This window comes from Pseudoalteromonas sp. MMG006 (assembly GCF_018101025.1).
Taxonomy (GTDB): Bacteria; Pseudomonadota; Gammaproteobacteria; order Enterobacterales; family Alteromonadaceae; genus Pseudoalteromonas.
In genome coordinates, this window is record NZ_JAGJEJ010000024.1 from 16561 (window position 1) to 42685 (window position 26125).

The 26125-nt window shown below is 39.1% G+C and carries 19 protein-coding genes; 4 read left to right on the forward strand and 15 right to left on the reverse strand.

The window, feature by feature from the left end; genetic code table 11:
* Window positions 1-64: 64 nt before the first annotated feature.
* The 9 genes from der to ndk form a co-directional block, all read right to left on the reverse strand.
* Window positions 65-1531 (reverse strand): ribosome biogenesis GTPase Der, encoded by a 1467-nt coding sequence (gene der, locus J8L73_RS17170; RefSeq protein WP_058550518.1) that lies wholly within the window; start codon window positions 1529-1531, stop codon window positions 65-67.
* 74 nt (window positions 1532-1605) lie between these two features.
* Window positions 1606-2784: an outer membrane protein assembly factor BamB gene (gene bamB / locus J8L73_RS17175; protein WP_211001702.1), complete on the reverse strand. Its 1179-nt coding sequence runs from the start codon at window positions 2782-2784 to the stop codon at window positions 1606-1608.
* A gap of 10 nt (window positions 2785-2794) precedes the next feature.
* Window positions 2795-3415 carry a tetratricopeptide repeat protein gene (locus tag J8L73_RS17180; protein WP_211001701.1) on the reverse strand — a complete coding sequence of 207 codons (621 nt, stop codon included), beginning with the start codon at window positions 3413-3415 and terminating at the stop codon, window positions 2795-2797.
* 19 nt (window positions 3416-3434) lie between these two features.
* Complete coding sequence (gene hisS / locus J8L73_RS17185; RefSeq protein ID WP_211018908.1) at window positions 3435-4715, reverse strand: histidine--tRNA ligase; 1281 nt, start codon at window positions 4713-4715, stop codon at window positions 3435-3437.
* 390 nt (window positions 4716-5105) lie between these two features.
* Window positions 5106-6224, reverse strand: coding sequence for a flavodoxin-dependent (E)-4-hydroxy-3-methylbut-2-enyl-diphosphate synthase (gene ispG / locus J8L73_RS17190; RefSeq protein WP_211001699.1), 1119 nt, complete (start codon window positions 6222-6224; stop codon window positions 5106-5108).
* Between the two features lie 5 nt (window positions 6225-6229).
* On the reverse strand, window positions 6230-7099 hold the full coding sequence (locus J8L73_RS17195; protein WP_211018910.1) for a RodZ domain-containing protein: 870 nt from the start codon (window positions 7097-7099) through the stop codon (window positions 6230-6232).
* Window positions 7096-8967 carry a type IV pilus biogenesis/stability protein PilW gene (pilW, locus tag J8L73_RS17200; protein WP_211018911.1) on the reverse strand — a complete coding sequence of 624 codons (1872 nt, stop codon included), beginning with the start codon at window positions 8965-8967 and terminating at the stop codon, window positions 7096-7098. The genes J8L73_RS17195 and pilW overlap by 4 nt, the downstream gene beginning before the upstream one ends.
* Before the next feature lie 126 nt (window positions 8968-9093).
* On the reverse strand, window positions 9094-10224 hold the full coding sequence (locus tag J8L73_RS17205; RefSeq protein WP_058550525.1) for a bifunctional tRNA (adenosine(37)-C2)-methyltransferase TrmG/ribosomal RNA large subunit methyltransferase RlmN: 1131 nt from the start codon (window positions 10222-10224) through the stop codon (window positions 9094-9096).
* 170 nt (window positions 10225-10394) lie between these two features.
* Window positions 10395-10826 (reverse strand): nucleoside-diphosphate kinase, encoded by a 432-nt coding sequence (gene ndk, locus J8L73_RS17210; protein WP_002961288.1) that lies wholly within the window; start codon window positions 10824-10826, stop codon window positions 10395-10397.
* 217 nt (window positions 10827-11043) lie between these two features.
* On the opposite strand from ndk, the gene yegQ reads away from it, so the two are divergent.
* A complete protein-coding gene (yegQ, locus tag J8L73_RS17215; RefSeq protein ID WP_211018920.1) occupies window positions 11044-12429 on the forward strand; it encodes a tRNA 5-hydroxyuridine modification protein YegQ in 1386 nt (461 codons plus the stop codon).
* 223 nt (window positions 12430-12652) lie between these two features.
* Window positions 12653-13525: a DMT family transporter gene (locus tag J8L73_RS17220; protein ID WP_211018922.1), complete on the forward strand. Its 873-nt coding sequence runs from the start codon at window positions 12653-12655 to the stop codon at window positions 13523-13525.
* A gap of 44 nt (window positions 13526-13569) precedes the next feature.
* Here J8L73_RS17220 and J8L73_RS17225 read toward each other — a convergent pair whose 3' ends face one another.
* The 3 genes from J8L73_RS17225 to J8L73_RS17235 all read right to left on the reverse strand — a co-directional run bounded on the left by J8L73_RS17225 (window position 13570) and on the right by J8L73_RS17235 (window position 18870).
* Window positions 13570-14463 (reverse strand): LysR family transcriptional regulator, encoded by an 894-nt coding sequence (locus J8L73_RS17225; RefSeq protein WP_211018923.1) that lies wholly within the window; start codon window positions 14461-14463, stop codon window positions 13570-13572.
* A 600-nt stretch (window positions 14464-15063) separates the two neighbouring features.
* Window positions 15064-17787, reverse strand: a complete 2724-nt coding sequence (locus J8L73_RS17230) for a TonB-dependent receptor (protein ID WP_211018925.1) — start codon at window positions 17785-17787, stop codon at window positions 15064-15066.
* Window positions 17788-17808: 21 nt separating this feature from the next.
* Entirely contained in the window at window positions 17809-18870 is a 1062-nt protein-coding gene (locus tag J8L73_RS17235) for a Ca2+-dependent phosphoinositide-specific phospholipase C (protein ID WP_211018927.1), read from the reverse strand.
* Window positions 18871-19049: 179 nt separating this feature from the next.
* Between J8L73_RS17235 and J8L73_RS17240 the strand changes: the two genes are divergently transcribed.
* A complete protein-coding gene (locus J8L73_RS17240; RefSeq protein WP_247659698.1) occupies window positions 19050-20837 on the forward strand; it encodes a metallophosphoesterase in 1788 nt (595 codons plus the stop codon).
* Here the strand turns inward: J8L73_RS17240 and J8L73_RS17245 are convergent.
* From J8L73_RS17245 to J8L73_RS17255, 3 genes are all read right to left on the reverse strand, one after another.
* Window positions 20834-23689, reverse strand: coding sequence for a TonB-dependent receptor (locus J8L73_RS17245; RefSeq protein ID WP_211018929.1), 2856 nt, complete (start codon window positions 23687-23689; stop codon window positions 20834-20836). The genes J8L73_RS17240 and J8L73_RS17245 overlap by 4 nt on opposite strands.
* A gap of 42 nt (window positions 23690-23731) precedes the next feature.
* The gene (locus J8L73_RS17250) at window positions 23732-24709 is read right to left on the reverse strand and encodes a FecR domain-containing protein (protein ID WP_211018931.1); all 978 of its coding nucleotides are present in this window, start codon (window positions 24707-24709) and stop codon (window positions 23732-23734) included.
* A gap of 63 nt (window positions 24710-24772) precedes the next feature.
* Window positions 24773-25300 carry an RNA polymerase sigma factor gene (locus J8L73_RS17255; RefSeq protein WP_211018933.1) on the reverse strand — a complete coding sequence of 176 codons (528 nt, stop codon included), beginning with the start codon at window positions 25298-25300 and terminating at the stop codon, window positions 24773-24775.
* 153 nt (window positions 25301-25453) lie between these two features.
* Between J8L73_RS17255 and J8L73_RS17260 the strand changes: the two genes are divergently transcribed.
* Entirely contained in the window at window positions 25454-26077 is a 624-nt protein-coding gene (locus tag J8L73_RS17260; RefSeq protein WP_211018935.1) for a hypothetical protein, read from the forward strand.
* The last annotated feature ends 48 nt before the right edge of the window (window positions 26078-26125 follow it).

Genomic DNA, 26125 nt, shown 5'->3' on the forward strand with positions numbered 1-26125 from the left:
CATAAAAAAACGGCGTACTAAAAAGTACGCCGTTTTTATTGCAATAAACTAATTTTTAACAAATTTATTTATTACGGTTTTCTTTTGCAAATGCACGTATTTTACGTTTTTGCGAAAGCGTTACTTTATTAGTACGCCCTGCAAATGGGTTATCACCTTCTCTAAATTCAATTTTGATTGGGGTGCCCATAATTTTGAGTGCTTTACGGTAGTAGTTCATAAGGTAGCGTTTGTAGCTATCTGGTAAATCGTGAACTTGGTTACCGTGAATTACAATACGTGGCGGGTTATAACCACCGGCATGCGCGTATTTAAGCTTAACACGACGTCCACGAACAAGTGGCGGCTGGTGATCGGCCTGTGCCATGTCCATAATACGGCGAAGCATTGCGGTGCTAATACGCTTAGTTGCTGACTCGTACGCTTCATCAACCGACTCAAATAAGTGGCCAACACCTGTACCGTGAAGTGCCGATATAAAGTGTAAGCGTGCAAAGTCAATAAAGCCTAAACGGCGATCAAGCTCTGTTTTAATACGGTCTTTAACGTAATCATCAAGCCCATCCCATTTGTTCACGGCAATAACCAATGAACGACCTGAGTTAAGCGCAAAACCTAATAAACTTAAATCTTGATCAGAAATACCATCGCGCGCATCAACAACAAGTAGTACAACGTTTGCATCTTCAATTGCTTGAAGTGTTTTAATTACTGAGAATTTCTCAACTACGTCGCTTACTTTTTTACGCTTACGAACACCAGCGGTATCGATTAAAATATATTCTTTGTCGTTACGGGTCATCGGAATATAAATAGAGTCGCGCGTTGTGCCTGGCATATCGTATACAATGACACGTTCTTCACCGAGTATACGGTTTGTAAGTGTTGACTTGCCTACGTTAGGGCGGCCGATAATAGCCAGTTTTACAGGTTTATCTGCAAATGCTTGATGGTCTGTATCGTCGCCTTCACCTTCTTGATAAAGGTCAATTAGGCTTTCGTCATCGTCTGTTACATCTTCGTCTTGTGCAGCTAGTTCAGCAATTACTGGCTGAAGAGTTTGCTCAAGTAGTAATGTAATACCACGGCCATGTGCAGCAGCAATATGGTGTATTTCACCTAATGATAACTGGTAAAATTCAGCACAGTTTGAGTCTGCATCAATACCATCGGTTTTGTTAGCAACCACAAAGCTCTTTTTCTCTTGCTTGCGCAAGTGATTAGCAATGGCTTGGTCTGCTACGGTCATACCTACGCGGGCATCAACCAAAAACAACACTATATCGGCTTCTTCAATGGCAAGTAATGACTGATCAGCCATTTCTGTTTCAATGCCTTCTTCAGAGCCATCAATACCACCCGTGTCTACCACGATAAATTCAAAGCCATCGTAATTAGCTTGGCCATATTTTCTATCTCGTGTTAAACCTGGAAAATCGGCTACGAGCGCATCACGAGTACGTGTTAAACGGTTAAATAATGTGGATTTGCCCACATTGGGTCGCCCAACTAGAGCGATCACGGGAAGCATAAACTACCTCTTTAAAAAACAACAAAAGGCTTCGCAGTGCGAAGCCTTACAAAAAACCTTTAAGTGTTAGCTAGTTAGTTAGGTATGTTTACCACACTAACTTCACCATCACGGGTGTATAAAATTAGCTTGTCGTCGGCAACAATAGGCTCAACAAAAAAGCCTGAGCTGTCAAAGTCTTCGCGAGATACTAACTCGCCAGTTTCTTTGTTAAGCCAATGTAGGTTACCTTCTTGGTCACCTAAAGCTAAGTGGTTACCTGCAACTGCAGGGCCTGTTAGGTACCAACCACGTAGAGCGGGTTGGCTCCAACGTTCAATACCTGAATTTTTATCTAATGCGTAAATAACACCATCGCTATCTACTAAGTAGATAGTTTGTGCATCCATCGCAATTTCGCGGTAGCTGCTGTATTCACGTTTCCATACCACATTGCCAGAGCGAATATCAACTGCTGCAAGATTGCCGTTGTAGGCAATTGCGTAGGCATATGGGCCGCTAATAAGAGGCTGAGTATCTACGTCAACAAGGCGTTCAAATTCTGATGCACCTTTAGCAACTGCTATTTCGGCACTCCATGCAGAATAACCACTGTCTGAAATTAATACGCTAAGTTTGCCTGTTTCAAGGCCCACTAATACACCACCGTTTGCAACAGTTGGTGAGCTTTGTCCGCGTAATGTTAGTGGCGGAACTTCTTGTTCAAAGCTCCAGCGCTCTTCGCCAGTATCTGGGTGAAGGGCTAACAATTTACCCGAACCTAAATTTGCAAAGACTAGGCCATCACCTGCTGTTGGTTTAGACAGAGATTCGCCTGGTACTTGTTTACGCCAAACCTCTTCACCGGTTTCGCGGTCAAGGGCAATAATAAAGCCATGTTCAGAACCTATGTATATTTTACCATAGGCTTGTAAAATGCCACCTGATAATTTTGCAGTGCCGTTGTCACTCCAAGGCCAAAATGATACATCTTGGCGAACATCGGTTTCCCATTTTACATCACCATTAGCTAGCGATAACGCTTCTACTTGGCCTTCGCGGCTGGCAACAAAAATAGTATCTTTATATACAGCTGGCGATAAACGAGAGAAATAATGCTCAACGCCATCACCCACAGATTCTTGCCAAACTACGTCTGTTTCAAATTGATTTACAATTTCAGGTAGTACTAGTTCGTCTTCATCATCGCTTGATGAGCAACCCATTAATGTTGCCATACATAAGGCAAGCGTTGCTGTAGTTATTTTTCTCATACCTAAAACCTTATGCCGCTGGGCTAGTTACTGCTAGGTCATCTAACTTAATTTGTAAAAGTGGGTTACCTGTTAATCCACCTGCATCTACTGCTGCTTGATACGCAGTACGAGCTTGTTCTGCATTACCTTGCTCTGTGTAAATATCGCCTTTAAGCTCGGCAACGTTTGCATCAAATGCTTCTGGTAATGGTGCATTTAGTGTAGATAATGCATCGTCATATTTAGTTTGTGCAATTTGAATTCGCGCTAAACGTGTAATAGCAATTGCTTTTAACTCTGTGTTTTCAACGTTTGATACTATCCAGCTTAATTTTTCGCTAGCAACATCTAACTTTTGCGCTTCTACAGCATCTTTAGCAGCTACAAATGCCGCTAGGGTTGCGTAGTTTGTGTCTTTGTTTTCGCTAATAAATGTATCTGCAGATGATAAAACATCATCACTTTCAACAAGCTTAGTGTATGAATCAGACGCTTGCTCAGCGGTAGTAATTTGGTTTTGGTTATATGCTTTCCAGCCATATAAACCGCCTAAACCAACAATTACACCTAGCGCAAGTGAAAGGCCGTTTTCACGGAAAAAGCGCTTTATGGCTTCTGCTTGTTGTTCTTCTGTTGAATAAATGTCCATTCTTACCTCTAATGTTCGCTTAGCCGTTTATAAGCTCAGCTAGTAGCGCTTTAGCTTGTTCTAATTCTAATGTGACTTGTTCTTTACGCTCGCGTAAATATTTTATGGTCACAACGCCTTTTTCTAATTCATCTTCACCAATAATCACTGCAACAAGTGCATCGCTTTTATCAGCACGTTTTAATTGTTTTTTAAAGTTACCGCCACCAGCATGAACCATAACGCGTAAACCTAGTACGTCGCTGCGAAGTTGCGCTGCTATAGCTGGTGCTTGAATGCTGGCTTTGTCGCCCATTGCCGCTAAATATACATCAGCATTACGACGAATGTCACCTACGCACTCAAGTGCTTGTAGTAACAGTACTAAGCGCTCTAAACCCATTGCAAAACCAACTGCTGGCGTTGCTTTACCGCCAAGTTGCTCAACTAAGCCGTCGTAGCGTCCGCCGGCACACACTGTACCTTGTGCACCTAGGCTATCTGTTACCCATTCAAAAACTGTACGGTTGTAGTAGTCTAAACCACGCACTAACTTTTCATTAACCGTGTATATGACGCCAGCTGCGTCTAAACGTTCACATAAATTTTCAAAATGTTCTTTTGATTCAGCATCTAAATGCTCAGACAATTTAGGCGCATCTACTAAGATTGCTTGAACGTCTGGATTTTTGCTATCGAGTACACGCAATGGGTTTGAATACATACGGCGTTTTGAATCTTCATCAAGCACGTCGGTATGTTGCTCAAGGTAGGCCACTAAAGCATCGCGGTAATCGGCGCGCGCTTCGTTAGATCCTAAAGAATTTAGCTCTAAACGTACGTGCTCGCTAATGCCAAACGCTTTCCATAATTGGGCTGTTAATAAAATAACTTCTGCGTCTATGTCGGCTGTGGCAATGCCAAATGTTTCTAAACCAAATTGGTGAAACTGACGGTAACGACCTTTTTGCGGGCGTTCATGGCGAAACATTGGGCCCATGTACCAAAGGCGTTGCTCTTGGTTGTACAGTAAACCATTTTGGTTACCTGCACGTACACACACTGCGGTGCCTTCTGGGCGAAGTGTTAGCAAATCGCCATTGCGATCGGCAAAGGTGTACATTTCTTTTTCTACTATATCGGTAACTTCACCAATAGAGCGTTTAAATAAATCGGTTGATTCTACAATAGGAAAACGAATTTCTTGATAACCGAACGAAGCTACTGTCTCGCGTAAAATGTTTTCTACTTTCTGCCAAACTTGCGTGTCGCCCGGCAGACAATCGTTCATACCGCGAACTGCCTGAATTTGTTTTGCCACTGATAAATCCTAATTACTGTTTATGTGTAATAAAAATGCTTACACAACAAGAATGCTAAAAATTGACCCGGTATTATATACCCAAATGACCCCATGATGCGAGTTTCAGTTGGAATTAAAAGCGATTTAGGCAAGGCATTGATTGAAAGTAATAGTGGTTCTATTGTTAAAATCAATAACGCAGTATAAATCGCTTTTAAACCAACCCGTTGGGCGGTTCACAGACACTTACTCTCATCGTTGTTACTTTTTAAAAGGGATTGCCATTATTGCAAAGTAACGCCTTGATATTAAGAGCCTGTGAAACGCTGAATTCTGTATCTTGGAGTCGTTTGGGTATCCTCTAGCTATAAAGCGCCAAACACCGCTGTTTGGCGCTTTATGCGGTATTTATTCGACTATTTTAACGTCGATAGGTGTTTGCTGCTCTTTTTGAGCAATAAAGTCGCGCACGTAGCCTTCAAGTTGGTCAACAATGTTGTTGTTATCTATACGTGCTTTTTGGCGTTCGCCGTTAATGTATAAACCTGAGCGACGGTTTGCACCTGCAAGACCAATATCACTTACTAGTGCTTCACCTGGGCCGTTTACAACACAGCCTATTACCGAAACCGATACCGGTTCAATAATGTCTTCTAGGCGTTCTTCAAGCTGGTTCATGGTGTTCACTACATCAAATTCTTGGCGTGAGCAGCTAGGGCAGGCAATAAAGTTAATACCGCGTGAGCGTATACGCAGCGATTTTAGAATATCAAAGCCTACTTTTATTTCTTGTACTGGATCGGCAGCAAGCGATACACGTAGCGTGTCGCCAATGCCTTCAGCAAGTAGCATACCAAGGCCAACAGCTGATTTAACCGAGCCTGAGCGCATGCCGCCAGCTTCAGTGATCCCTAAATGTAATGGCTGATCTATTTCTTTAGCCAGTAAACGATACGCGCCTACCGCTAAAAATACGTCTGACGCTTTTACCGATATTTTAAACTGATCAAAATCAAGGCGACGTAATATATCTACATGGCGCATTGCTGATTCGAGTAATGCCTCGGGCGTTGGCTCGCCGTATTTTTCTTGTAAGTCGCGCTCAAGTGAGCCACCGTTTACGCCAATACGAATAGGAATGTTATGTTCGCGTGCAGAGTCAACTACGGCTCTAATACGCTCTTCGCTACCTATATTACCTGGATTTATACGTAAACAATCTACGCCATATTTTGCCACTTTTAAGGCTATGCGATAATCAAAGTGAATATCGGCAACAAGCGGAATACTTACTTGCTCTTTTATACTTTTGAACGCTTGTGCTGCGTCCATAGTCGGCACTGATACGCGTACTATGTCGGCACCAGCATCTTGTATAGCTTGAATTTGTGCAACGGTTGCATCAACGTCCATGGTGTCGGTGTTGGTCATCGATTGCACTGCAATAGGGGCACCATCACCAATAGGCACGTTACCTACATTAATACGGGTGGATTTTCTGCGTTTAATTGGAGATTCTGAAAACATAGCGACTACTCTGCTAATGGTAATTTAAATTTAGCTAAACGATTTTTAGGGAACGATGAAATATCAACAGGTTCGCCGTTTAGGGTAATACTTACAACGTCATGCTTACCCAGCACAACAGAAAAAGGAGGGGTGCCGCTTACGGTCATTTTGTAGCCTGCTTTTTTAACACCAAATGCTACTTTTTCTCCTTCGCTATCGTAAATTTCAACCCAACTTTCATCGTTAAAGTTCATTACAATCGTACTTAGGTTATCTGTACTTTGTTCTTGTTGTGCCGCAGGTGCTGCTTCAACAGGCGTTTGTGGCGTGGGTATTTCGCTAGTTGCAAGTGTGCTTTGCGGCGTTAATAACGATTCGTCATCTATTTGGGCTTGTTGCTCTTGTTGTAAAACTGTTGGCTGCGCAGCTTGGCGTTCACTCATTTTTGAGTTCTCGACATTTATGTTGCTGGTTTGCTCTTCAATTGGGGTCGCATTTTGCCAAAACCATAAAGCAGACGAGCCAATAACAATCGCCAAAATTAAGTAACTAAATAGCATTAAGCGGCTATCGTTTGCTTCTTTTTCTGTGCGACGCGAAAAACTTTGCATGTTAGCTGGCTTTGTAGGCTCAGGCGGCGCAGGCATCATCGCTATTATCGGTGCGCTATCAACTTTTAATTCGCGGCAATAGTTTTTTATATACCCTTTTACAAACGTAATAGGACCTAGTAATGCAAATTCGTCGTTTTCAAGGCGCTGTACTTGTAATTCAGACAGCTTTAATGGGGCTGCGATAGTTTTTATGCTAACGCTTGCTTGCTCACGGTGTTTTTTTAGTATTTGGCCTACCGTAGGTTGCTCGCTTTGAGCTTGCGTATTTTCTTCATTCATAATGTGTACGAGTCTGGATCCACTAGTAAAAGTCTATGTCCTGGCGTTAATGCTATATCAGGACTTAATTTATTCCATCGCATTAATTCATCAATTAATACATGCCGCTGGGTAGCTATATCGTAAAGGGAATCGCCAGCTTTAATTTCGTAATAAATATTAGGATCGTTTAGGTAAATTTTACTTCCGTTCATCACCCGATCCGACTCTTTCAAACCATTCCATTGCAAGAGTTTTTGTAGTTTAACATTGTATCGCACCGAAATGCTAAATAGGTTTTCGCCAGCAGCAATTACATGAAACGGTACTCGCAAAGCGGGCACTTTAGGATTGAGCATTGGTGGCTCGGTTTTTTTCACTGCATCGTAAGGTTTAAACTCTATATCTGAGCTACTTTGGTAATCGTTATTTTTAAACACGCCGGCATCTTTAGTGGTTTCGTAAAATACTACGTCAGCGCCTTCATTTTTTACTGTACTTACAGGTGCAGTTATTGTGTTATTTGTTGCTTTCGGCGAGTTAAAATTGGCTGTTTTAGGTGCGCCAAATGAAATTATTTTAACTTCATCGTCGGTTGTCGCAGGAGCGTTCACAGCGTTAGCAGTCGTTGGCTTAGAAACACTCGGTTTAGATGTACTTTTTTGTTTGCTTTTTGGCTGAGGAGCAATGTTATCTGCCGAGTCGTGCTCTGTAGTAAGTGCTAGCATAACTGCTGATGTATCGGTTGGTGCACTTGGTGTTAATACTTTTTCACTTGGTGCCGGTTTTGCTGCAGGAGCTTTGTTTGTAACTGCAGGTGCTACATTTGCTAGCTGCTTTGTGCTTTCATTAACTTGGTTGCTAGTTGCTGCTTGTGCTGGCTCTATTTGTGTTTTTCGCGCTATAACTGGGTTTGCGTCTTGCGCTGCTAGTGGTAGTGTTTCTGGTTTATTGTTTTTAGCAACTAAGCTGATAGAGTTATCAAGCGATGCGCTTTTTTTCCTGACAATTTTTATTTTTGGTTTAGCGCCAACGTAAGCGCCCGTTTCGTCTTCTTTTAACTCATCTAATTTAGCTTTGCGGTATTTTTCGCGTAGCATTTCAAACTCGTTAAAGCGTGTGCGCTTTTCTCTTATTGCGTAAGCTTCGTTGCTACTTGGGTAAGTTTGTAAAATAGTAGCGGCTATTTTTTCCGACTCTTCTATTCGTCCCATTTTGTTTTTTACTAAATAACTGAGCATTAAAGCACGAGAAGATACTCGCCCTGTATCGTCGTATCGTTTTACAAGTTCGCCGGCTTTGTGTAAATCGCTTTTAGCGTAGTACAGTGCTGCTAAACTTATTAAAGTAGATGTACGTTGTGAGCTATGATTGAGCGCTTGCTTAAAGTAGCTTTCAGCGTTTTCAAAGTCGTCAAACTCAATGGCACATAAGGCTAAGTTTTCGTAGCTTTCGGCAACTCGAATATAGCTGGGTACGTCAATGGCTTTCAAAAATTGGTCTGTCGCGCGGTCGTATTCATCAATACCACACAAAAATACGCCGTAGTTATTTAGGGTATTAGGGTCGTCTGGTTTGATATCAAGTGCTTTTTGGTAAGCTTTATCTGCACGTGCGTTTTCGCCAACTTGTTGGTAGTAATAAGCAAGAGAGTAGTGAACTTCAGGTAAGTTTGGGGCAAATTCAGATGCGCGTTCTAAATTATATTTTGCTTGGGAGTTATTACCCGCTTTTAAGTACTGAAGGGCTAAAGCTATACGTGTGCGTGCTGCGCCAGCATTGTTAATTTTATTATTGACGACAGGTTTGTTACTTCCGTTATAACTACTTTCGCTAACACAGCCACTTAGGGCAAGTGCTGATAGTGTTAAAGCAAGTATAGATCGCATTACCTTGTCTCTTTATTTTTGTCCATAGCGCCTATCTTACCTAAAACCTCTCGTGTTGCATCATTTATTTAAAAATAAACAACTTAACCACCCTACATAGGTAAATTACGCAGGGTGGATATAGGCTTATGCTTGCTGAATATTAACGCTAATGGCGTTATCGTCACGCATTTTCTTTTTCGCCATACGTTTTGTACGGTCAACTACATCACCTGCTAATTGACCACAGGCTGCGTCAATATCATCGCCTCGAGTACGGCGCACAATACAGGTAATGCCGGCTGCTTGTAAAACCTTAGAAAAACGGTCAATTCGGCTATTGCTAGAGCGCGTGTATTCGTTACCCGGGAACGGGTTAAATGGAATAAGGTTCACTTTACACGGTGTACCTTTTAACGTTTTAACTAATTCGTGAGCTTGATCAGTGCTGTCGTTAACGCCGTTAAGCATTACGTATTCAATGGTTACGTCTTTATTTGCTTTAGAGCCATCAATGTAACGACGACATGCCGCTAAAAACTCTTCAATAGGGTACTTTTTATTAATAGGTACTAAAATATCACGCAGTGCGTTATCTGGGGCGTGAAGTGAAATAGCAAGCGCTACGTCAATCTTCTCTTTTAATAAATCAAGTGCAGGTACTACACCCGATGTACTTAATGTTACGCGGCGCTTAGATAAGCCAAAGCCCCAGTCGTCCATCATTAATTCCATAGCTGGTACTACGTTTTTAACGTTAAGTAATGGCTCGCCCATACCCATCATTACTACGTTAGTAACAGGGCGTTTTTCGCTGTTGCCATCAAGGCCAATATCTTTAGCTACGCGCCATACTTGGCCAATAATTTCTGATACTTTTAAGTTGCGGTTAAAGCCTTGTTGCGCGGTAGAACAAAACGTACATTCTAAAGCACAGCCAACTTGTGAAGATACACATAACGTTGCACGTTCTTTTTCTGGGATCCACACCGCTTCTACTTCTTGGCCGCCTTCAAGTACTAATGCGTATTTGATTGTGCCGTCGCTTGCTTGTTGGCGTACAGATATTTCTGGTGCAACAATTTCGCATTCGTTTTTAAGCTTTTCTTTAAGCTTTTTATTTACGTTGCTCATTTCGTCGAAGTTATCTACGCCAAAATGATAAATCCATTTCATCACCTGGTCGCCACGAAATGGCTTTTCACCGAACGATACAAATAGCTCGCGCATTGCATCTCGGTTTAAATCTAATAAGTTAATCTTTTTTTGCTCGGTCATGAAACAACCTCAATCGGTGACGGTGGAGATAAAAATTTACAAGGACGAATTGTACACAATTCACTCAGTTTAATCATTAAGTAAAATATCAAAAAATGTGCTTATGAATACTTTACGTAATGACTAAAAAAGGGCCCGAAAGCCCTTTTCATTTTGTTAACGAGTTCGAATTAACGAGTACGTGAACAAAGCTCTTCGTCAGCGAAGAAGTACGCGATTTCGCGAGCAGCAGATTCAACAGCGTCAGAACCGTGAACAGCGTTTTCGTCGATGCTATCAGCGTAGTCTGCACGTAAAGTACCAGCTAGTGCTTCAGCAGGGTTAGTAGCACCCATGATTTCACGGTTTTTAAGAACAGCGTTTTCGCCTTCAAGAACTGTAACCATTACTGGACCAGATGTCATGAAAGATACTAAAGCGCCAAAGAAAGGACGCTCGCTGTGCTCTGCGTAGAAACCTTCAGCTTTCTCTTGTGAAAGGTGAACCATTTTAGCTGCAACGATTTTAAGACCAGCAGTTTCGAAACGGTTGTAGATAGCGCCAATGTGGTTTTTAGCTACTGCATCTGGTTTTACGATTGAGAAAGTACGCTCTAAAGCCATCTTTATGCTCCAATAATTTATAAGTAAAAGTGTGAATATTAACGGGCGCGAATTATACGCGCTTTAGCTGAAAAATCCTAATTTTATTAAAAACCAGTTTGATTGCTGTTTTGTGATCTTGATCAAAAGCACAATGCTTGGCGGATTTATAATGCCGCGCTTGTAAATTAATTAATCATGCAACCGACTTATACTCGGTTCGATGTATGGAGCGCACATGCCAACTGTTTCTTCTTTAACTTCTTTTGTACCTGAACTGTTATGCCCAGCAGGGAGCTTAAAAAATATGCGCTATGCCTTTGCTTATGGTGCAGATGCCGTATATGCAGGGCAGCCTCGTTATAGTTTGCGTGTACGAAATAATGAGTTTGACCTAGGCACATTACAAATAGGTATTAATGAAGCACACGCACTAAATAAAAAGTTTTATGTGGTATCAAATATTGCCCCGCATAACGCTAAGGTTAAATCGTACTTACAAGATATTGAACCGGTTATAGCTATGGGGCCCGATGCGCTGATTATGTCAGACCCTGGGCTCATTATGCTTGTTCGTGAAAAGTGGCCGGCGATGCCTATCCATTTATCTGTGCAAGCAAACGCAGTTAATTTTGCAAGTGTACAGTTTTGGGCAAAACAAGGCATTGAGCGGGTTATTTTATCTCGCGAGCTCTCGCTTGAAGAAATAAAAGAAATACGCACGCTCTGCCCAAATACGGAGCTTGAGGTGTTTGTACATGGTGCATTATGCATGGCGTATTCTGGGCGTTGTTTGCTCTCTGGTTATATAAACAAACGCGACCCAAACCAAGGTACCTGTACAAATGCATGCCGCTGGAATTACGATGTAAAACCAGGCGTTGAGAACGAAACCGGTGACATGGTGCATAAGTTTGATCCCAAACAGGTGATTCCTACCCTTGGTGAGGGCGCGCCGAGTAACGATGTATTTATGTTAGAGGAGCAAGGCCGCCCTGGTGAATATATGCCTGCATTTGAGGATGAACACGGCACGTATATTATGAACTCAAAAGATTTACGCGCCGTTCAATATGTTGAACAGTTAACAAAAATGGGTGTACATAGTTTAAAAATAGAAGGGCGCACTAAGTCATTTTATTATGTGGCGCGCACTGCACAAGTGTATCGAAAAGCAATAGATGACGCGGCTTTGGGTAAACCATTCGATACTAACTTATTCAAAACACTTGAGAACTTAGCACATAGAGGCTACACCGAAGGCTTTTTAAAACGCCATGCCCATCAAGAATATCAAAACTATGAATACGGTCACTCGGTATCTAATAAGCAGCAATTTGTGGGTGAAGTACTTGGGCGCTGCGAAAATGGCTTAGTTAACATAGACGTTAAAAATAAATTTTGCACCGGCCACTCACTTGAACTGATGACCCCGCAGGGAAACATTTCTTTTACGCTTGAATACATGCAAAACAAAAAGGGAGAAAGTATTAGCGAAGCTAAAGGTTCTGGTCACATTGTAAAAATCCCGCTAGATGAGAGCGTTAACTTAGATCACGCTATTTTAATGCGTAACCTAGATGCACACCAAGATACCCGAAATCCATTCAAAGAGGTCAGTTAGGACCCATTCTAATAACTGCTCAAAGCTATTTTATTAAATAGAGTGACGCTGAGCAGTTATATCTTCATCTGCTATTTTTTAGATACCATTTATGGAATTTACCTTATCATTAATGCTTATTTATAAAATTTTAAAAGCGAATATAATGGATATTCGTACTTAACACGTGTTGTTAAATCGCTCCTCACGGTTACCCCATTACTTTTTAAAGGAATCATTTTGTATGTGGATAATTTTTGCATTACTCGCGACCGTTTTTTTTGGTGCTCGAGGGGTATTGTATCAATGGACGTCGCAAAAAAAGATTAACCGTAACTTATTATTATTCGGTGTATTCTTTGTTGGGTTTATTATTAGTGCGCTAGGTACTGTGGTGTTTGAGCACACATGGTATGGCTGGGCAGACATTACGGTTGGGCTGGCTTTAGGGTTTGGCTCTTTTGCTGCTAATGGTTTGTTGCATAAAGGGTTTTCGGTTGGTAAAGCGTCTTTAATTAGTATTTTATCTGGATTAACGCCTCTGTTTGTCCTTTTATTTGCTTTTTTATTGTGGCAGGAGACTTTAACAACAATTCAATTAATTGGCTTTTTCATTATTTTTGGTGGCCTTTATATCATTCGTTATTCAAGCGATATTTCGTTGAACAACCTACAAGGTGCACAATGGGGATTACTCGCTGCACTTGCCTTTGCATTTAATGATTTAATGGGTAAGCAATCAACACTTCTTGAGGCCGATACGTTTGCAACTTTAACCTCTATGTTTGGGTTTGGCAGCTTTTTATTTGCTGTCAGTTGGTTAGTAAAACGTAAAAATGCACTTGCAGCGCAAGACAGCTCTGATACGTATTGGTCTGCGCGTAAAACATTTTCGTGCGGATTACTTATTGGGTTAACAAACGTAGCAGGTATGGTGGCAATAATATCTGCTTTTGCAATTGGTAATACAGGACTAGTTTCGGCAATTTCCGGAATGAACATTTTAATTATTTTGCTCTACTCACGCATCATTCTAAAAGAGTCGTTTACCCGCCAAGAAGTGATAGGATTAGCAACAGCATTTTTAGGTGTAATTGTACTTAGGCTTAGTTTTTAAACGTCGAATTAGCTTAATTATTGCAATGATTAAAACCCACACTGCTACACATTATTAAAGTGTTGCAGTGTATGGTCTATCAGTAATCGCACTCGATAAGGTATTTGTTTTCTGTCGCGATAAAGTATAGAAAATGGCTGCCCGTTACTTTTCCAGTCAGGAAGAATACGTTTAAGCTTTGTGGCTTCAATAAGAGGCAATGCTATATAATCAGGAATGTAGCTAATGCCTACACCAGACTCAACGGCTTGTTTCATCATTTGAATTTCATCAACTTCTAGCCGGACATGCGTGTTTGGATTAAAACTATACTCTTCGCTCGTTTGCTGATTTTTTAACTGCCACGGAACTAACCCAACGCACGTAACTTTTGGGTGATCTTCTAATTGCTCAGGATGAGTGATGGGATGATGTTCATAATCGGGGTGAACACACAGCAGATTATGAGTAAGCTTAAGTTCTCTAATCACCCAATCTTCAATGGCTGGGTTTCTTACTCTAAACGCTATATCAATTCCTTCTTTTTCAATATCAATAAGGTTATTGGAAAAGCGTAAATCTAGTTGAATATCGGGATATAGCAGTAAAAAATCACAAAAAATAGCACTTAAAAAGTGTTTACCCATGTAAATGGGTGCAGAGATCCTAATTTTCCCTTTGGGTTGGTCTTTTTCATCACAAAGTGCCTGCTCAATACACTCTACTTCGTCAAATAACTTACTATAGCGGTCGTAATATAACTCGCCGGTATGCGTAAGTGTAACTCTATGGGCATCTCGATTTAGGAGTGTTAATTGCAGAGCCTGCTCTAATAAACGTATTCTACGGCTTATAGTTGATAGTGACATATCAAGGCTTGTTGATGCTTTTTTAAAGCTACCTAATTTTACTATGGTGCAAAAATAACGTAAATCATCGAGAGAATAAATAGCTGCCATCAGAACTACTTTATTATTTAGGTTTTAGGCAATATTAACAGCGGTACTTTAAAATTTCATTAGAGATTAAGGGGTAAGAACTGAAGTTAGGCAATAAAATTTTATATAACTTTGATTTCATAACTCTGCAATAAAGGCACTGGTAAACAACGTAACTCAATCTGTTCAGCAAATAAATTAAAAGTAGTTTTAAGCCATGCTGGTTAAAGCCATTGAAAATAGATTTACAACGAGTGCTTTATTTAATTAAGTGAATTTATAAGTCATCTTTTTTGATGAGTCCTTAAAGAATAACTAGGGTCTGTTGATCTTTGCGGATTAAAATTTGTTCAAACTAGGGGCTATTTAATCGCGGCGCGAGGTTTGTAACCTAGTGGGCTAAGTAAAAACCGAGCAACAAAGAGTAAATAGCCCCTAGAAAGAACCCTTTGGGCAGCGTCTGTTTGGCATTAATGCTACGTTATCGCCCATTTATGGGGAATAACCACACTACATAGGCTCTGCCTTGCCTAAATACCAAACAGACTGCTGCAAATTTAACCTTGAAAGAACAACAGACCCTAGAGACTCCACACAAAAGTGGAGCCTCATCTTTATAACTTAAAAGCGATAACTTGCACCTAAATAAACAGTACGGCCATTTACCGTCGTATTGTATAAACGATCATTAGAGTCTGAATATTGCTCTTCTCGTTCATTAGTCAAATTACTGGCTTCTATAGTGAGCTTTAGCTTTTCATTAACCTGATAAAATGCTGATGCATCTATATATGTACTGGCATGAAAACCATTTTCGTCTTCATCGCCGTTACCCGCTTGTACCGATGCGATATAGTCACTTCTATAAGCTGCTGCAACGCGTGCGCCCCATGAATCAGAATCGTAATATACTGTAAAGTTACCCGAATGCTCTGACAGACCAGGGAATGATTTATATTGATCACTACCTGAATTACCCACATTACGGTACAGTGCTTCACCATCAGCAAATGTATAGTTAGCAATAACACCTAAGTTATTAAATGGGGCTGGTAAAAAGTCGAGGTCTCGTTGAAAAGCGAGCTCCCAGCCACTAATATCACTTTCATCTAAGTTTTGTGGCTGAATAACAGTAAAAACAGTATTTGCTGTTTGCGGATTACCGTTTTCGTCTACGTCGCCTAAAAAGCTAAGAGGATATCCAGTTTGACTGTATGGAATATCATATGTTTCGGTGATAATGAAGTTATCGATAGATTTATGGAAGTAACTTACGGCCGCGTACCCAATGTTTTCAAAATAATACTCGACTGAAAAGTCAAAGTTAACAGATTCGTAAGGTTTAAGGTTTGGGTTTCCTGAACTGATACTGAGGCCATTGGTTGATGTGGCATCATTTTGTACAACACCTGTTGGCACTAATGCACCGAGCGAAGGGCGGGTTAGGTTTTCCCCATAGCTTGCACGCAGTACTAAACTGTTATTACTATCCCAAACTAAATTTATAGCAGGTAATAGTCCTGAGTAGGTGTTTTCAACATCAACTACCTCTCCATTTATTAAACCAATGGCATTGGTTTTAGTATCGTAATGACGTACACCAGCATTACCCATTAAGTAACCTGAGCCTAGCTCCCATTCAGCTTCGTATTGCAAATAAGCCCCAAAGGTTTTTTCTTGTACGTTATCGGTAAAATCTGGATTATCTAAATTAGGATCGATATTCATACTTGCTAGCGTGCCTAGTACATCGACACTTACCCATTGCTGTTTATTGTGTGCTGTATTTGTAAATGTCAGGCTTGAGTCGACTGTGTCATTAAGTACGCCATTTTCCCAATCGCTACGGTTAACGTTATCAGATTTAGTTTCACCGTTTTCACTTTCAAACTTTTTATTAGATACACCGAATTTTATATTTGAAGTACTGTTAAGTGTGTAATTAAAATCTAATTTTATAGAGTCAAATGTATTAGTTATTTCTTCTTCAGATATATCAATTTCGTGATAGCGGAATAAACTACTGTCAGTAGGATCAAACCCATATGTATTTTCTCCATAATAAGTATCCTCGCGATAATCAATAGTTTCATCGCCAAATGTCTCTAGGTAAACTTTAACACTGCCTGTATTAAACTTGGTTTGTGAACGCCCAACTAAGGCGGTCATATTTAAATCTTCTGTAATTTGCCAATCACTATCTAATACAAACTGACTTATTTGGGTATCAGCATATTGGCTACGGCTTTCTGAATGAATAGCTGCATTTTCAAATACTGAATAAATAGCATCGTTATTTTCGTTTATTTCAAGTGTTGTGAGCTTTGAGCATATTTGCTCGTTATTGTAAGCCGGTCCAGTACAGCCAATAGCTGTTGAACTTGAGCCCCTATTTTGTAGATGATATTCATTACGATCGTTATTAAGTTCGCCATATACCGCGTCAAAGCCGAGTTCAAAATTATTAGTGGGGCGATACTGTAGCGAAAGCGTTGTACCTAAGCGTTCTTGATCATTCTCAAATAACGAATAGCGATTACCGCGTGAAAAGCTCACTTCTTCGTTATTTATTTTGTCTTGTAGTTCACCTGAAAGATTTGAGATATCAGAGCCTGAAGCATTTTTTTTGCGCCAGCGATACGTATTGTAACCTTGCTCATTTACATCACGTTTGCTGTATGCAATTGAAAATAATGCGCCAAACTTATCATCCCAAGTATCTGAGATCAGAGCTGCAAAACGTGGGCTAACATCATCAGTTTGTGAATTGTCACCAAGTTGACCTGATATTGCAGTATTAAAACCATCAAAATCAAATGGTTTTGCTGTATGAAGTCCAACAGTTCCGCCTATACCACCTTCATCCATTTCGGCTGAAAAAGATTTTTTTACGTCAACGCGCTGAAATAGCTCAGAAGCAAATATGTTAAAATCAAAGGCGCGTGATCTGCTGACTGAGCCTCGGCTATCCATTGCCGAAGAAGACGTACCCAAAGCCTCCATACCGTTAAGTTGTACTTGTGTAAAGTTTGGCCCTAAGCCTCGTAATGAAATTTGTCGGCCTTCGCCACCTTCTCGAGTAATCGCAATGCCAGGCACTCGTTGTAGTGAGTCAGCTAGGTTTAGATCTGGAAAATCAGCAATATCCTCAGCGACAATAGAGTCTTGTGCGCCCACAGCATTTCGTTTTAAATCTTTTGCTTTTAACAAACTGTTGCGATAACCCTGTACAACTATTTCTTCTACTTCTGGCTTTACACCTTGCTCTGCATGTAGATAGTTTGAAATACCTAACGTGCTCATTATAGCAGTTGCTAAAAGCGTACGAGATGGTTTGTTTAACATGATGCTTCCTTGGTTTTTAATTTAAAGTTGATTATTAATAAAAGGGTTAGTGCGCACTAAATGACCTTCGTCAAATTGAACCACATAGTTAAAGCGCGCCTGTTGTGGCGAGCCGGGTATAAAATCGGTCGAAATTACTTGAGCACCGCTACTTTTTGCGGCGTTAAATTGAATTGTTCGCTGAGAATTGGTTGCACTTAAAGTTGCATCTGCGCGGGTACGCACCATGTAACCTTTAAGTACAAGTTGCTGAATTTTATAAAAGTTGAGTGTAGGATTGTTCACAACCATAAAAGCAGCTTCGGGCTCGCTTTCATCATAATTGGCAAACATACAAGCCCCTTTTAACGAGGACCTATTTTGTTTATAAAGGGCTGATTGTTGTGTATTGCCATCAAATAAGAATATGAACTTACCTGCCAAGGCGCGTGTACTTGGCCACCCAAACTTAACGACTGTTTGGTTTAAAGATAACGGTATTTTACGTAAGTTATCAGGTGTAAATAATGAGCTAGGTAACGACTTTCGAATTACTTCATCGAGTAAATAATAATCCTTCGATGTAAACTTAAGTGGATTATTCCCAAGCACTAAATCTGATCGCGTTTCTTTTACATTGAGCATTACAACAATAGGAAAGTGCTGCGGGTTTGCCTCTGACCATGTTTTCAATGTATTCAAACATCCACTAAGCAATACACAATGGCTTTGCACATCAATATCTGGGATGTGCATTACTTTAAATCCGGGAGTAGCTAATTGCTTTTTTTCTAACTCATTAAACAAAGGAGGGGTTGCAAAAGAATTAGCCCAGGGTTTTATGTATAAATCCCCATTAGGGTCCTTTAAAACGTCAATTTCTAAATGGCGAACACCGCTATTTAACTGCTTAGTAATAGGAGAATGACCGTAATCAATACTAGCCATTAATTTAGGGTTTAAATCATTTAATTTATGTTTAACGCCTACGTTTAATGTTTTTTTATAACTGTTATGTGAGCCAATAATTTGCATTGTGTTTAATGGCTTAGCGTTAACGCTGGTTATATGACCTACAAATATAATAAAAATAAAAAGTGGCATAGCGTGTCTCAATTGTTGAGTTTGCTATCTAAGAGCGAGCATTTATAAATTAGGGGACATAAAAATATGGATTTAATAAAAGCTTCATAATAGAAAAACACTTTTTTAAAGTTTTATGTCCCCTTTTATCCTTTATTACTCTCTAGTTAATAAGGTGATTGAAAACTGGATAAACCATAATGATTAAAGTAAAAACTGTGTGGTTAGCACTATGGATTGGGTTATGTATCACATTTAAAGTGAGTGCTATTGAGTACTTCGAGGTTAAAAGTCAGGCGAAGATGGAGACGGTTAAAGTTGCATTTTTAGCCGATATTCATCTACATGATATTTTTGCTAATTTACATAATACAGACAACATAGAGCTACCAAAGGATGTAGGGTCAAAGCAACCATTACTGGTGCGCAGTATGTATGCGCAGCTTCACTCAACGCGACTTTTCAATGAAAATTATTTCGTTTTTTTACATGTATTAGATGAGCTGGTAGAAAAAGAAATTAAGCTAGTCGTTTTACCTGGCGATTTTACTGATGACGGCCAACCCATTAATGTAAGGGCTCTGGCACGTATTTTAGGCCATTATGGAAAAAAATATGGGATGCGTTTTTTTGCGATTCCAGGCAATCATGACCCCGTAAAGCCATTTACAACTGTGGCAGGTAAAGCTGACTTCTTAACGGCTCAAGGTAAAGAGTTTGGCGTGTATAGTTATCAACATGAAAAGTGTATGACTAAGCAGTCTGTATGTGATGATGGTTTAAAAAACTGGGGATACACTGAAATATTAAGCACACTTAATGACTTTGGATTTAGCAAACATAAAAGTGACGTGTTATATGAAACACCCTATAAAAACCGAGAGTTTATATGGTGTGACCCTCATGATATGAATCATTGTATCACGATGCCAGATGCGAGCTACTTAGTTGAGCCCATAAAAGATGTTTGGTTAATGGCAATAGATGCCAATGTGTATGCACCACAATGGCAAAATTCGCCACTCACTTTTAAGGGATCGTCTAGTGCCGGCTATAATGCTTTAATTGATGCAAAGCCCTTACTGTTAAAGTGGATAAAAACGGTTGTAAAAAGGTCAAAAGAGCAAAACAAAACACTGATCGCATTTAGTCACTTTCCAATGGGAGAGTTTTACGATAATGCGAATGATGAATTACATAAAGTGTTTAGCCGTGGCCACTTTTCCCTACCTAGAGTGCCTACACCCCGTACAGCACAAATACTTGCAGATACAGGACTAACACTACATTTTGCAGGACATATGCATCTAAATGATACTGCGCTGGTAACAAGTAATCGGGACTCACAGTTAGTTAATGTACAAGTGCCAAGTTTAGCTGCTTATAAAGCTGCATATAAGGTTGCAGAGCTAAATTTAGCTGAGCAAACCGCATTGGTAAGTACTCATACATTAGACGATGTTCCTGGTTTTAATGATTTATTTGGTTTATATGAAGAGGAATGGTTATATCGTAATCGGCATAACCTTAGTAACTTTGACCGAACTATTTTGAGCTCAAAAAATTATGGTGATTTTACTAAACAGCATTTATTTGGACTTATTAGTCAGCGTTTTTTAAAACGCGATTGGCCAAAAGATTTAGTGACATGGCTAAACAATAATCACTATTTGGCTGATTGGTTAACAAATATGCAGTGTTTAAGTAAGGTCTCGCCTAATTTGTTAATTCAACTGAAAGCTTTATCAACAAAAGAATGGCTTCAAGATTTTTATGTATTAAGAAATGGCGATGTAACTGCAGATATAACGCCTCAAAAGCGTATTACTTATCAACAGCTAAATGATTTTTTAGCTAAATCGACATGTATAACAGATACGCAAACACAGCAATACTTAGCTTTGTTAATAAAAGTAATGGCAAAATTTAGTAAGCATAGCCAAGGTGAGAATTTTAGGGTTGATCTAAAAACAGGGGAGATTACCTAGTAGTGATAACTCAACCCCAAGTAATAAGTGCGACCACTTGTGGTTGAGTTGTAGGCTCTTAGTGTTGAATTACTGTATTGTCGCTCTTGTTCATTGCTGAGATTAAATGCGCTAAATTTAAGTTTCCAATGATTAGAAAAATAATAATTTATATTTGCATCCCAATAAATAGTTGGCATAAACCCCGTTTCGTTTTCATCGAGCAAAAGACTGCCTGCCCGAACTAAATATTTATCTCTAAAAATAGCGCCTAGTTTAAAATTGAACTTAGGATGATCGTAAAAGATCATGCTTGAGGCGGTTATTTTAGATAAAAAAGGTAGGTTTTTTTTAAATAAAGCTGAGCCATTATTTGAGTCGTAATACGTGACTTTGCCTTTATTGTAAGTTGTTTGTAGGTTGATACCCCAGTCAGAATTATGTATTAAATAATTTAAACTTATTTCCGCTCCCCATTGATAAGCTGATTCTGCATTACTTAGCCAAAGGTTATTTATATTGGGGACTGTAGACTCTAAAGTTTTTGATAAAGGGACTTGTGTGGTAACTATGTAATCATCTAAACCTTTATAAAAGAGTGATATATTAAACGTACTACGACTACTAAAATCTGCCTCTAAGGAGATATCGGTATTATAAGATAAGTAAGGTTTTAGTTTTGAGTTAAATATATATTTTGTACTATTTAGGGTATCGTTTAAACCATCAAAACTTAGTGAGTTCAGTAATGGTTTTGAATAGTTTTTAGAAAGTCCTACACGTAATCGCCATTTATCGTTTATAAAATATGATCCATTAAAAGTTGGAAGCCAAAGGCTATATGAAATAGGAGAGTAAGGGGCTTGGGTGTGAGATGTTATAGATTCTGCTTGGTAACGTAAACCTATATGAGCTTCCCATTGTGCCTGCTCTGTGCTTATTAAAGTATAAGCTCCTCTGCTATATTCTTGTATATGCTCGGTTTCAGTGGTGATTGATGAACTATTATTTTGTATGTTGAATGGGTCGATGCCATAAAGTTTAAGTGCCTCATTAGTGTTTATTTTTAACCATTGTAGGCTTTTGTGTGCATTTTGCGGTGAAACATACGACGCAGTAAGGTTAGTTAATTGTTGTGGTGTGTTGGTTAATTCATTAAAAAAAATATCGTTTTGCTGTGCGTTATACATTTTATTTTCAAACAGAGTCCAATCAGCTCCAAATTGCAGTTTTATTAAACTATTAATGTCATATTTAAAATCTAATTTTGCGAAGGTGTATTCACTATTTGAATTGTATTGTTCTATATCACCATGATGCATTTGCCACATTGTAGGATTTTTTAAATTTTCACTGTAGTTAATATCTGCATAAAATGGAGTTTTACGATAATCAATCGTAACGTCACTTATGCCTTGGGTATAAATCTTATTGCTGTAAGGAATGTCATACTTTGATTGTTCTTTTCCTAATATGGCATTTACTTTCCAATTTTTATTCACTTGTTGCGTAAGCGATAGCACACCTTGTTGATATGCCGTATTTATTTTTTGGGTTCTACTTTCTGTTGCGACTCGTGCATTTTCATAACGTGCATACACTAACTCATTATTTTCATTAGCTTGAATGTCTGTAATTGTTGTTAGCCCTTTAATTATAGGCGTAGACTGCTCCCCTCTAGGGTATAAATGATATTCATACCTATCTCCTTTTAAAAAACCTGAGAGCATATCAAAATCAAAATGGGTGTTTTCATTTTTATACTCTACAGATAGGTTTGCCCCAAATCGCTGCTGTGCAGATTGCCATACTGAGTAACGATTACCGCGAGGAACTATATAATCGCCTTGAGTCAAATGCAGTGCTTGTGATTGGGTTAAAGCCGATAGGTCAGCCCCATCTATTGCGATATTACGCCAGCGAAATGTATTAGCACCTTGCTCTAACGACTCTCTGGTTGTGTATGCAGCACTTGCAAGTATTCCCCAATTATTCCACGTGTTAGAAATTAAGCTTGAATAGCGTTTTGCGCCTGTACCCACATAGTCGTTGTAGCCAACTTCTGGGGTGATAATAAACTTAAACCCCTCATTATCTAGAGGGTTTATAGTTTGTAATGCCATTGTTCCAGATATTCCACCTGCAATTTTATCGGCGGAATATGCTTTAATTACATGTATTTGTTTAAAAAGTTCGGCAGGTAAAATATTGAAGTCGAAAGAACGATCTCGCTGTTTTTGCACTCGGCTATCCATAGGTGAATCATTATTTGCTAACACGGGCATGCCGTTGAGTGTCACCAAGCTAAAATCAGGATAGTTACCTCGTATTGATACTTGGCGACCTTCGCCTGCTTCGCGAGTAATTGCTACGCCAGGAATATACTGTAAGGCCTCGGCCAAGTTAGTATTGGGAATATCGGTAATATCTTGTGCTGAAATTGCTTCACTAATCGTTTTATTATTGTGTTTTAAATTTCGTGAGCTAGCTAATGAATAGCGAATACCCTTTACTGTTATTTCTTCAAGCACTTCGCTATTGGTTGTTATTTTTTTTTGAAAAATAACAAAACCTTTGTCTTGAATTTTATATGTTAACTCGCTGCCTTTTAATAAAAAATCGAGTGCTTGAGCAAGTGTATGATCGCCCATTAAGGTGGACGTAGTTTTGTCGCTGATAAGTGAAGGGTTACTACTAAAAGAGACTGCATATGCATTTGCTACCTCTCTTAAGCTATCATTGAGAGAACCCGCTGGTATATAAATAAAGGTACTTGTATTTTTTGCTGCACTAGGCAATGTTGTTAAACAACTAACACCAATAAAAAAGTACGCTAAAATATTTTTATTTAATGTACGTACCTGTTTTAGCATAATCGTTTAATCAAAGTAATACAGTCATATTTTTTTACTCATTTAAGGTAACGTTAAATGAAGTACGTTGTTCTTCTTATCTACTTTCCAGTTATAAGTTGATGCAATGAGCATAAGGCTTTGTTGTGGCGTTTCGAGATTAAATCGTCCGCTAATTAGTGTGTTATTTAGTATGTTATCCACTTTAATTACCATAGGGCTGTAACGCTGTAATTGTTTAATAACACTGGTTAGAGGTTCTTTTTCTGCATCAATCCAACCCATTCGCCAAGCAGGGAGCTGTGCTAACTGCTGGCTATAATCTACAGTTATATGGCCATTTTTTATAACAGCTTGTTGAGAGGGAGTTAATATCACTTTATCTAAAGCCGACACCTCTACTTTGCCTTCGTACACAGTTACCACTACTTCATTTTTATTGCGCTCTACATCAAAAGAAGTACCCAGTACTTTAATGCTTGCTTGTCCTGAATTTATTATAAATGGCCGTGTTTTATCTTTGGCTACATCAAAAAAAACCTGTCCTTTTTTTAATTCGATTTGCCTTGAGTGTGGTAGCAAGTGCGTAGTTAACGCACTATCTGCATTTAAGTGTAAATATGAACCGTCATCTAATAACTGCGATACACGTTTACCTAAATGTGCTTCTAAAAGCTGAGGCTGGTTAGGTTTAACTGCGGTTTTTGCAATAGGTGTTGGTGACAATGCCTGTTGAGATATAGCAAGCCAGTACACTGCAAAAGCGATAGCGCTAAAACTAGCTGCTAACGCGAGCATAGGTAAGGTCCTAAAACGTTTACTATTAGACGCAATTATTGGAGTCGGTAAACTATTTTGATTAGTGTAAATGTGTAGAGCCTGTTTAACAGCAGGATCGCCAAATACATTGGCTATTTTTTCAAATGCATTCTTATTTTCTGTGCATTTTAACCAAAGCGATAGTTCTTCACGGTCATGATCATTTAAATCATTAATCCGATCTACCCAATCTGCTGCCTGTTCTAAGCGTTGTTCGTTCATTAAAAAACCTAACCTGCGTTTATTAAATATAAAGAGCGTAAAAGTGTGATAAAGGGGACATTTTTATTGATTTTTTTCAATGCTAAGCGTTATTTGTATCATTGCGCGCGTAATATGTTTTTTTACAGATTCTTGGCTCATATTTAATTGCAGACTAATTTCTTCGCGACTTAATCCGTCAATACGTCGAAGCTTAAATACTTTTCTTCTTAACGGTGGCAATTCTTCCAACGCACTTTTAACAAGCTCGAGCTTTTGCTCTGTAATAGACTGCGCTTCTGGATCGCTATTATCATTTGTAAAAAGCTCAATATCTTCTGCATTATTTGGCTGGCTTTTATTTTTTTGCCAATCACTATACATAACAGACTTTGCGACTTGATTTATGTACGCCTGAAAGTTTTCAATTTCTGATGTATCATTTCTATTTAATGTTCTTATTAGAGCTTCTTGCACAAGATCGTCTACGTCATCTGTATTATTGGTCCGACGACTAATGAATTTACGAATATGGCTGATAACGTTTTTTACATCGCTTTGTTCAGAAGAAATATTTAAATTTGATGGCAGGGGGCTTTTAAAAGTCTTCATTACTCAGTCTAGAATTTTGTTTTAAATAAATACTAAGTGAATAATATGACCAATTGATTACAGGTACGCTTGGTAAGTCAAAGAAGGTAATTAAGAACTGGACTTATAAGCTTTAATTTTTAAAAAGGATATCTATGAAAGTTAATGAACAGTATGTCTATATATACAGAGACCCAAAGGCTTTTCAAAATTAAATATGCGGGGCGGGGAAAGTCTGCTACACGAGCCTCATCGCACCAAAAAAAGACACATAACATCGAATTTGAGAATTGGCTGAAAAATGCAAGCTATAAGCTCGAAATAGCAGGCCCGTATGAAAATGAACAAACAGCAATTGCTGTTGAAGAAGCATTAATTTCCACTCACCAGCCTGAATTTAATATGCGAAAAGAGTCTTCCAAGTACAGCTTTCGCCCTTTGGGTGTGCCAGAAAAATACGTTACTAGGCTTGAGCAACAACCTTTAAACTATGGCGATTTGTTTAAAGGGAATACAGAGTCAATTATATTAGTTAAGGTCACAGATAAAACGTTAGGTGATAGAGTTGGGTATAATTTAGTAGAGCCACCTAGTGATGCTGCAATAGTTGAAAGAGTAGAAAAATACTGGCAACTAGGAAATAATAAATATCTAGGTACTTGGATTAAAGATAAAAAACTGTCTCCGACGTTAATACTTGGTATTACGGGGAGTCCTGGAAACCAAGTAATAATTGCCTCTCTTGAAGTTGATATTTCTGCATGGGATGCGGTTGAAGTTATGAAAAAAAGCTCATAACAGTCCCTTTAAAAGATCGATCAAAGTTAGATAAACATTATTTACGTG

Bases quoted from the DNA above. Each gene is read 5' to 3' on its own strand.
- der (WP_058550518.1), bottom strand. From the start codon at position 1,531: ATGCTTCCCGTGATCGCTCTAGTTGGGCGACCCAATGTGGGCAAATCC.
- bamB (WP_211001702.1), bottom strand. From the start codon at position 2,784: ATGAGAAAAATAACTACAGCAACGCTTGCCTTATGTATGGCAACATTA.
- J8L73_RS17180 (WP_211001701.1), bottom strand. From the start codon at position 3,415: ATGGACATTTATTCAACAGAAGAACAACAAGCAGAAGCCATAAAGCGC.
- ispG (WP_211001699.1), bottom strand. From the start codon at position 6,224: ATGTTTTCAGAATCTCCAATTAAACGCAGAAAATCCACCCGTATTAAT.
- J8L73_RS17195 (WP_211018910.1), bottom strand. From the start codon at position 7,099: ATGAATGAAGAAAATACGCAAGCTCAAAGCGAGCAACCTACGGTAGGC.
- pilW (WP_211018911.1), bottom strand. From the start codon at position 8,967: ATGCGATCTATACTTGCTTTAACACTATCAGCACTTGCCCTAAGTGGC.
- J8L73_RS17205 (WP_058550525.1), bottom strand. From the start codon at position 10,224: ATGACCGAGCAAAAAAAGATTAACTTATTAGATTTAAACCGAGATGCA.
- ndk (WP_002961288.1), bottom strand. From the start codon at position 10,826: ATGGCTTTAGAGCGTACTTTCTCAATCGTAAAACCAGATGCAGTAGCT.
- yegQ (WP_211018920.1), top strand. From the start codon at position 11,044: ATGCCAACTGTTTCTTCTTTAACTTCTTTTGTACCTGAACTGTTATGC.
- J8L73_RS17220 (WP_211018922.1), top strand. From the start codon at position 12,653: ATGTGGATAATTTTTGCATTACTCGCGACCGTTTTTTTTGGTGCTCGA.
- J8L73_RS17225 (WP_211018923.1), bottom strand. From the start codon at position 14,463: ATGGCAGCTATTTATTCTCTCGATGATTTACGTTATTTTTGCACCATA.
- J8L73_RS17230 (WP_211018925.1), bottom strand. From the start codon at position 17,787: ATGTTAAACAAACCATCTCGTACGCTTTTAGCAACTGCTATAATGAGC.
- J8L73_RS17235 (WP_211018927.1), bottom strand. From the start codon at position 18,870: ATGCCACTTTTTATTTTTATTATATTTGTAGGTCATATAACCAGCGTT.
- J8L73_RS17240 (WP_247659698.1), top strand. From the start codon at position 19,050: ATGATTAAAGTAAAAACTGTGTGGTTAGCACTATGGATTGGGTTATGT.
- J8L73_RS17245 (WP_211018929.1), bottom strand. From the start codon at position 23,689: ATGCTAAAACAGGTACGTACATTAAATAAAAATATTTTAGCGTACTTT.
- J8L73_RS17250 (WP_211018931.1), bottom strand. From the start codon at position 24,709: ATGAACGAACAACGCTTAGAACAGGCAGCAGATTGGGTAGATCGGATT.
- J8L73_RS17255 (WP_211018933.1), bottom strand. From the start codon at position 25,300: ATGAAGACTTTTAAAAGCCCCCTGCCATCAAATTTAAATATTTCTTCT.
- J8L73_RS17260 (WP_211018935.1), top strand. From the start codon at position 25,454: ATGTCTATATATACAGAGACCCAAAGGCTTTTCAAAATTAAATATGCG.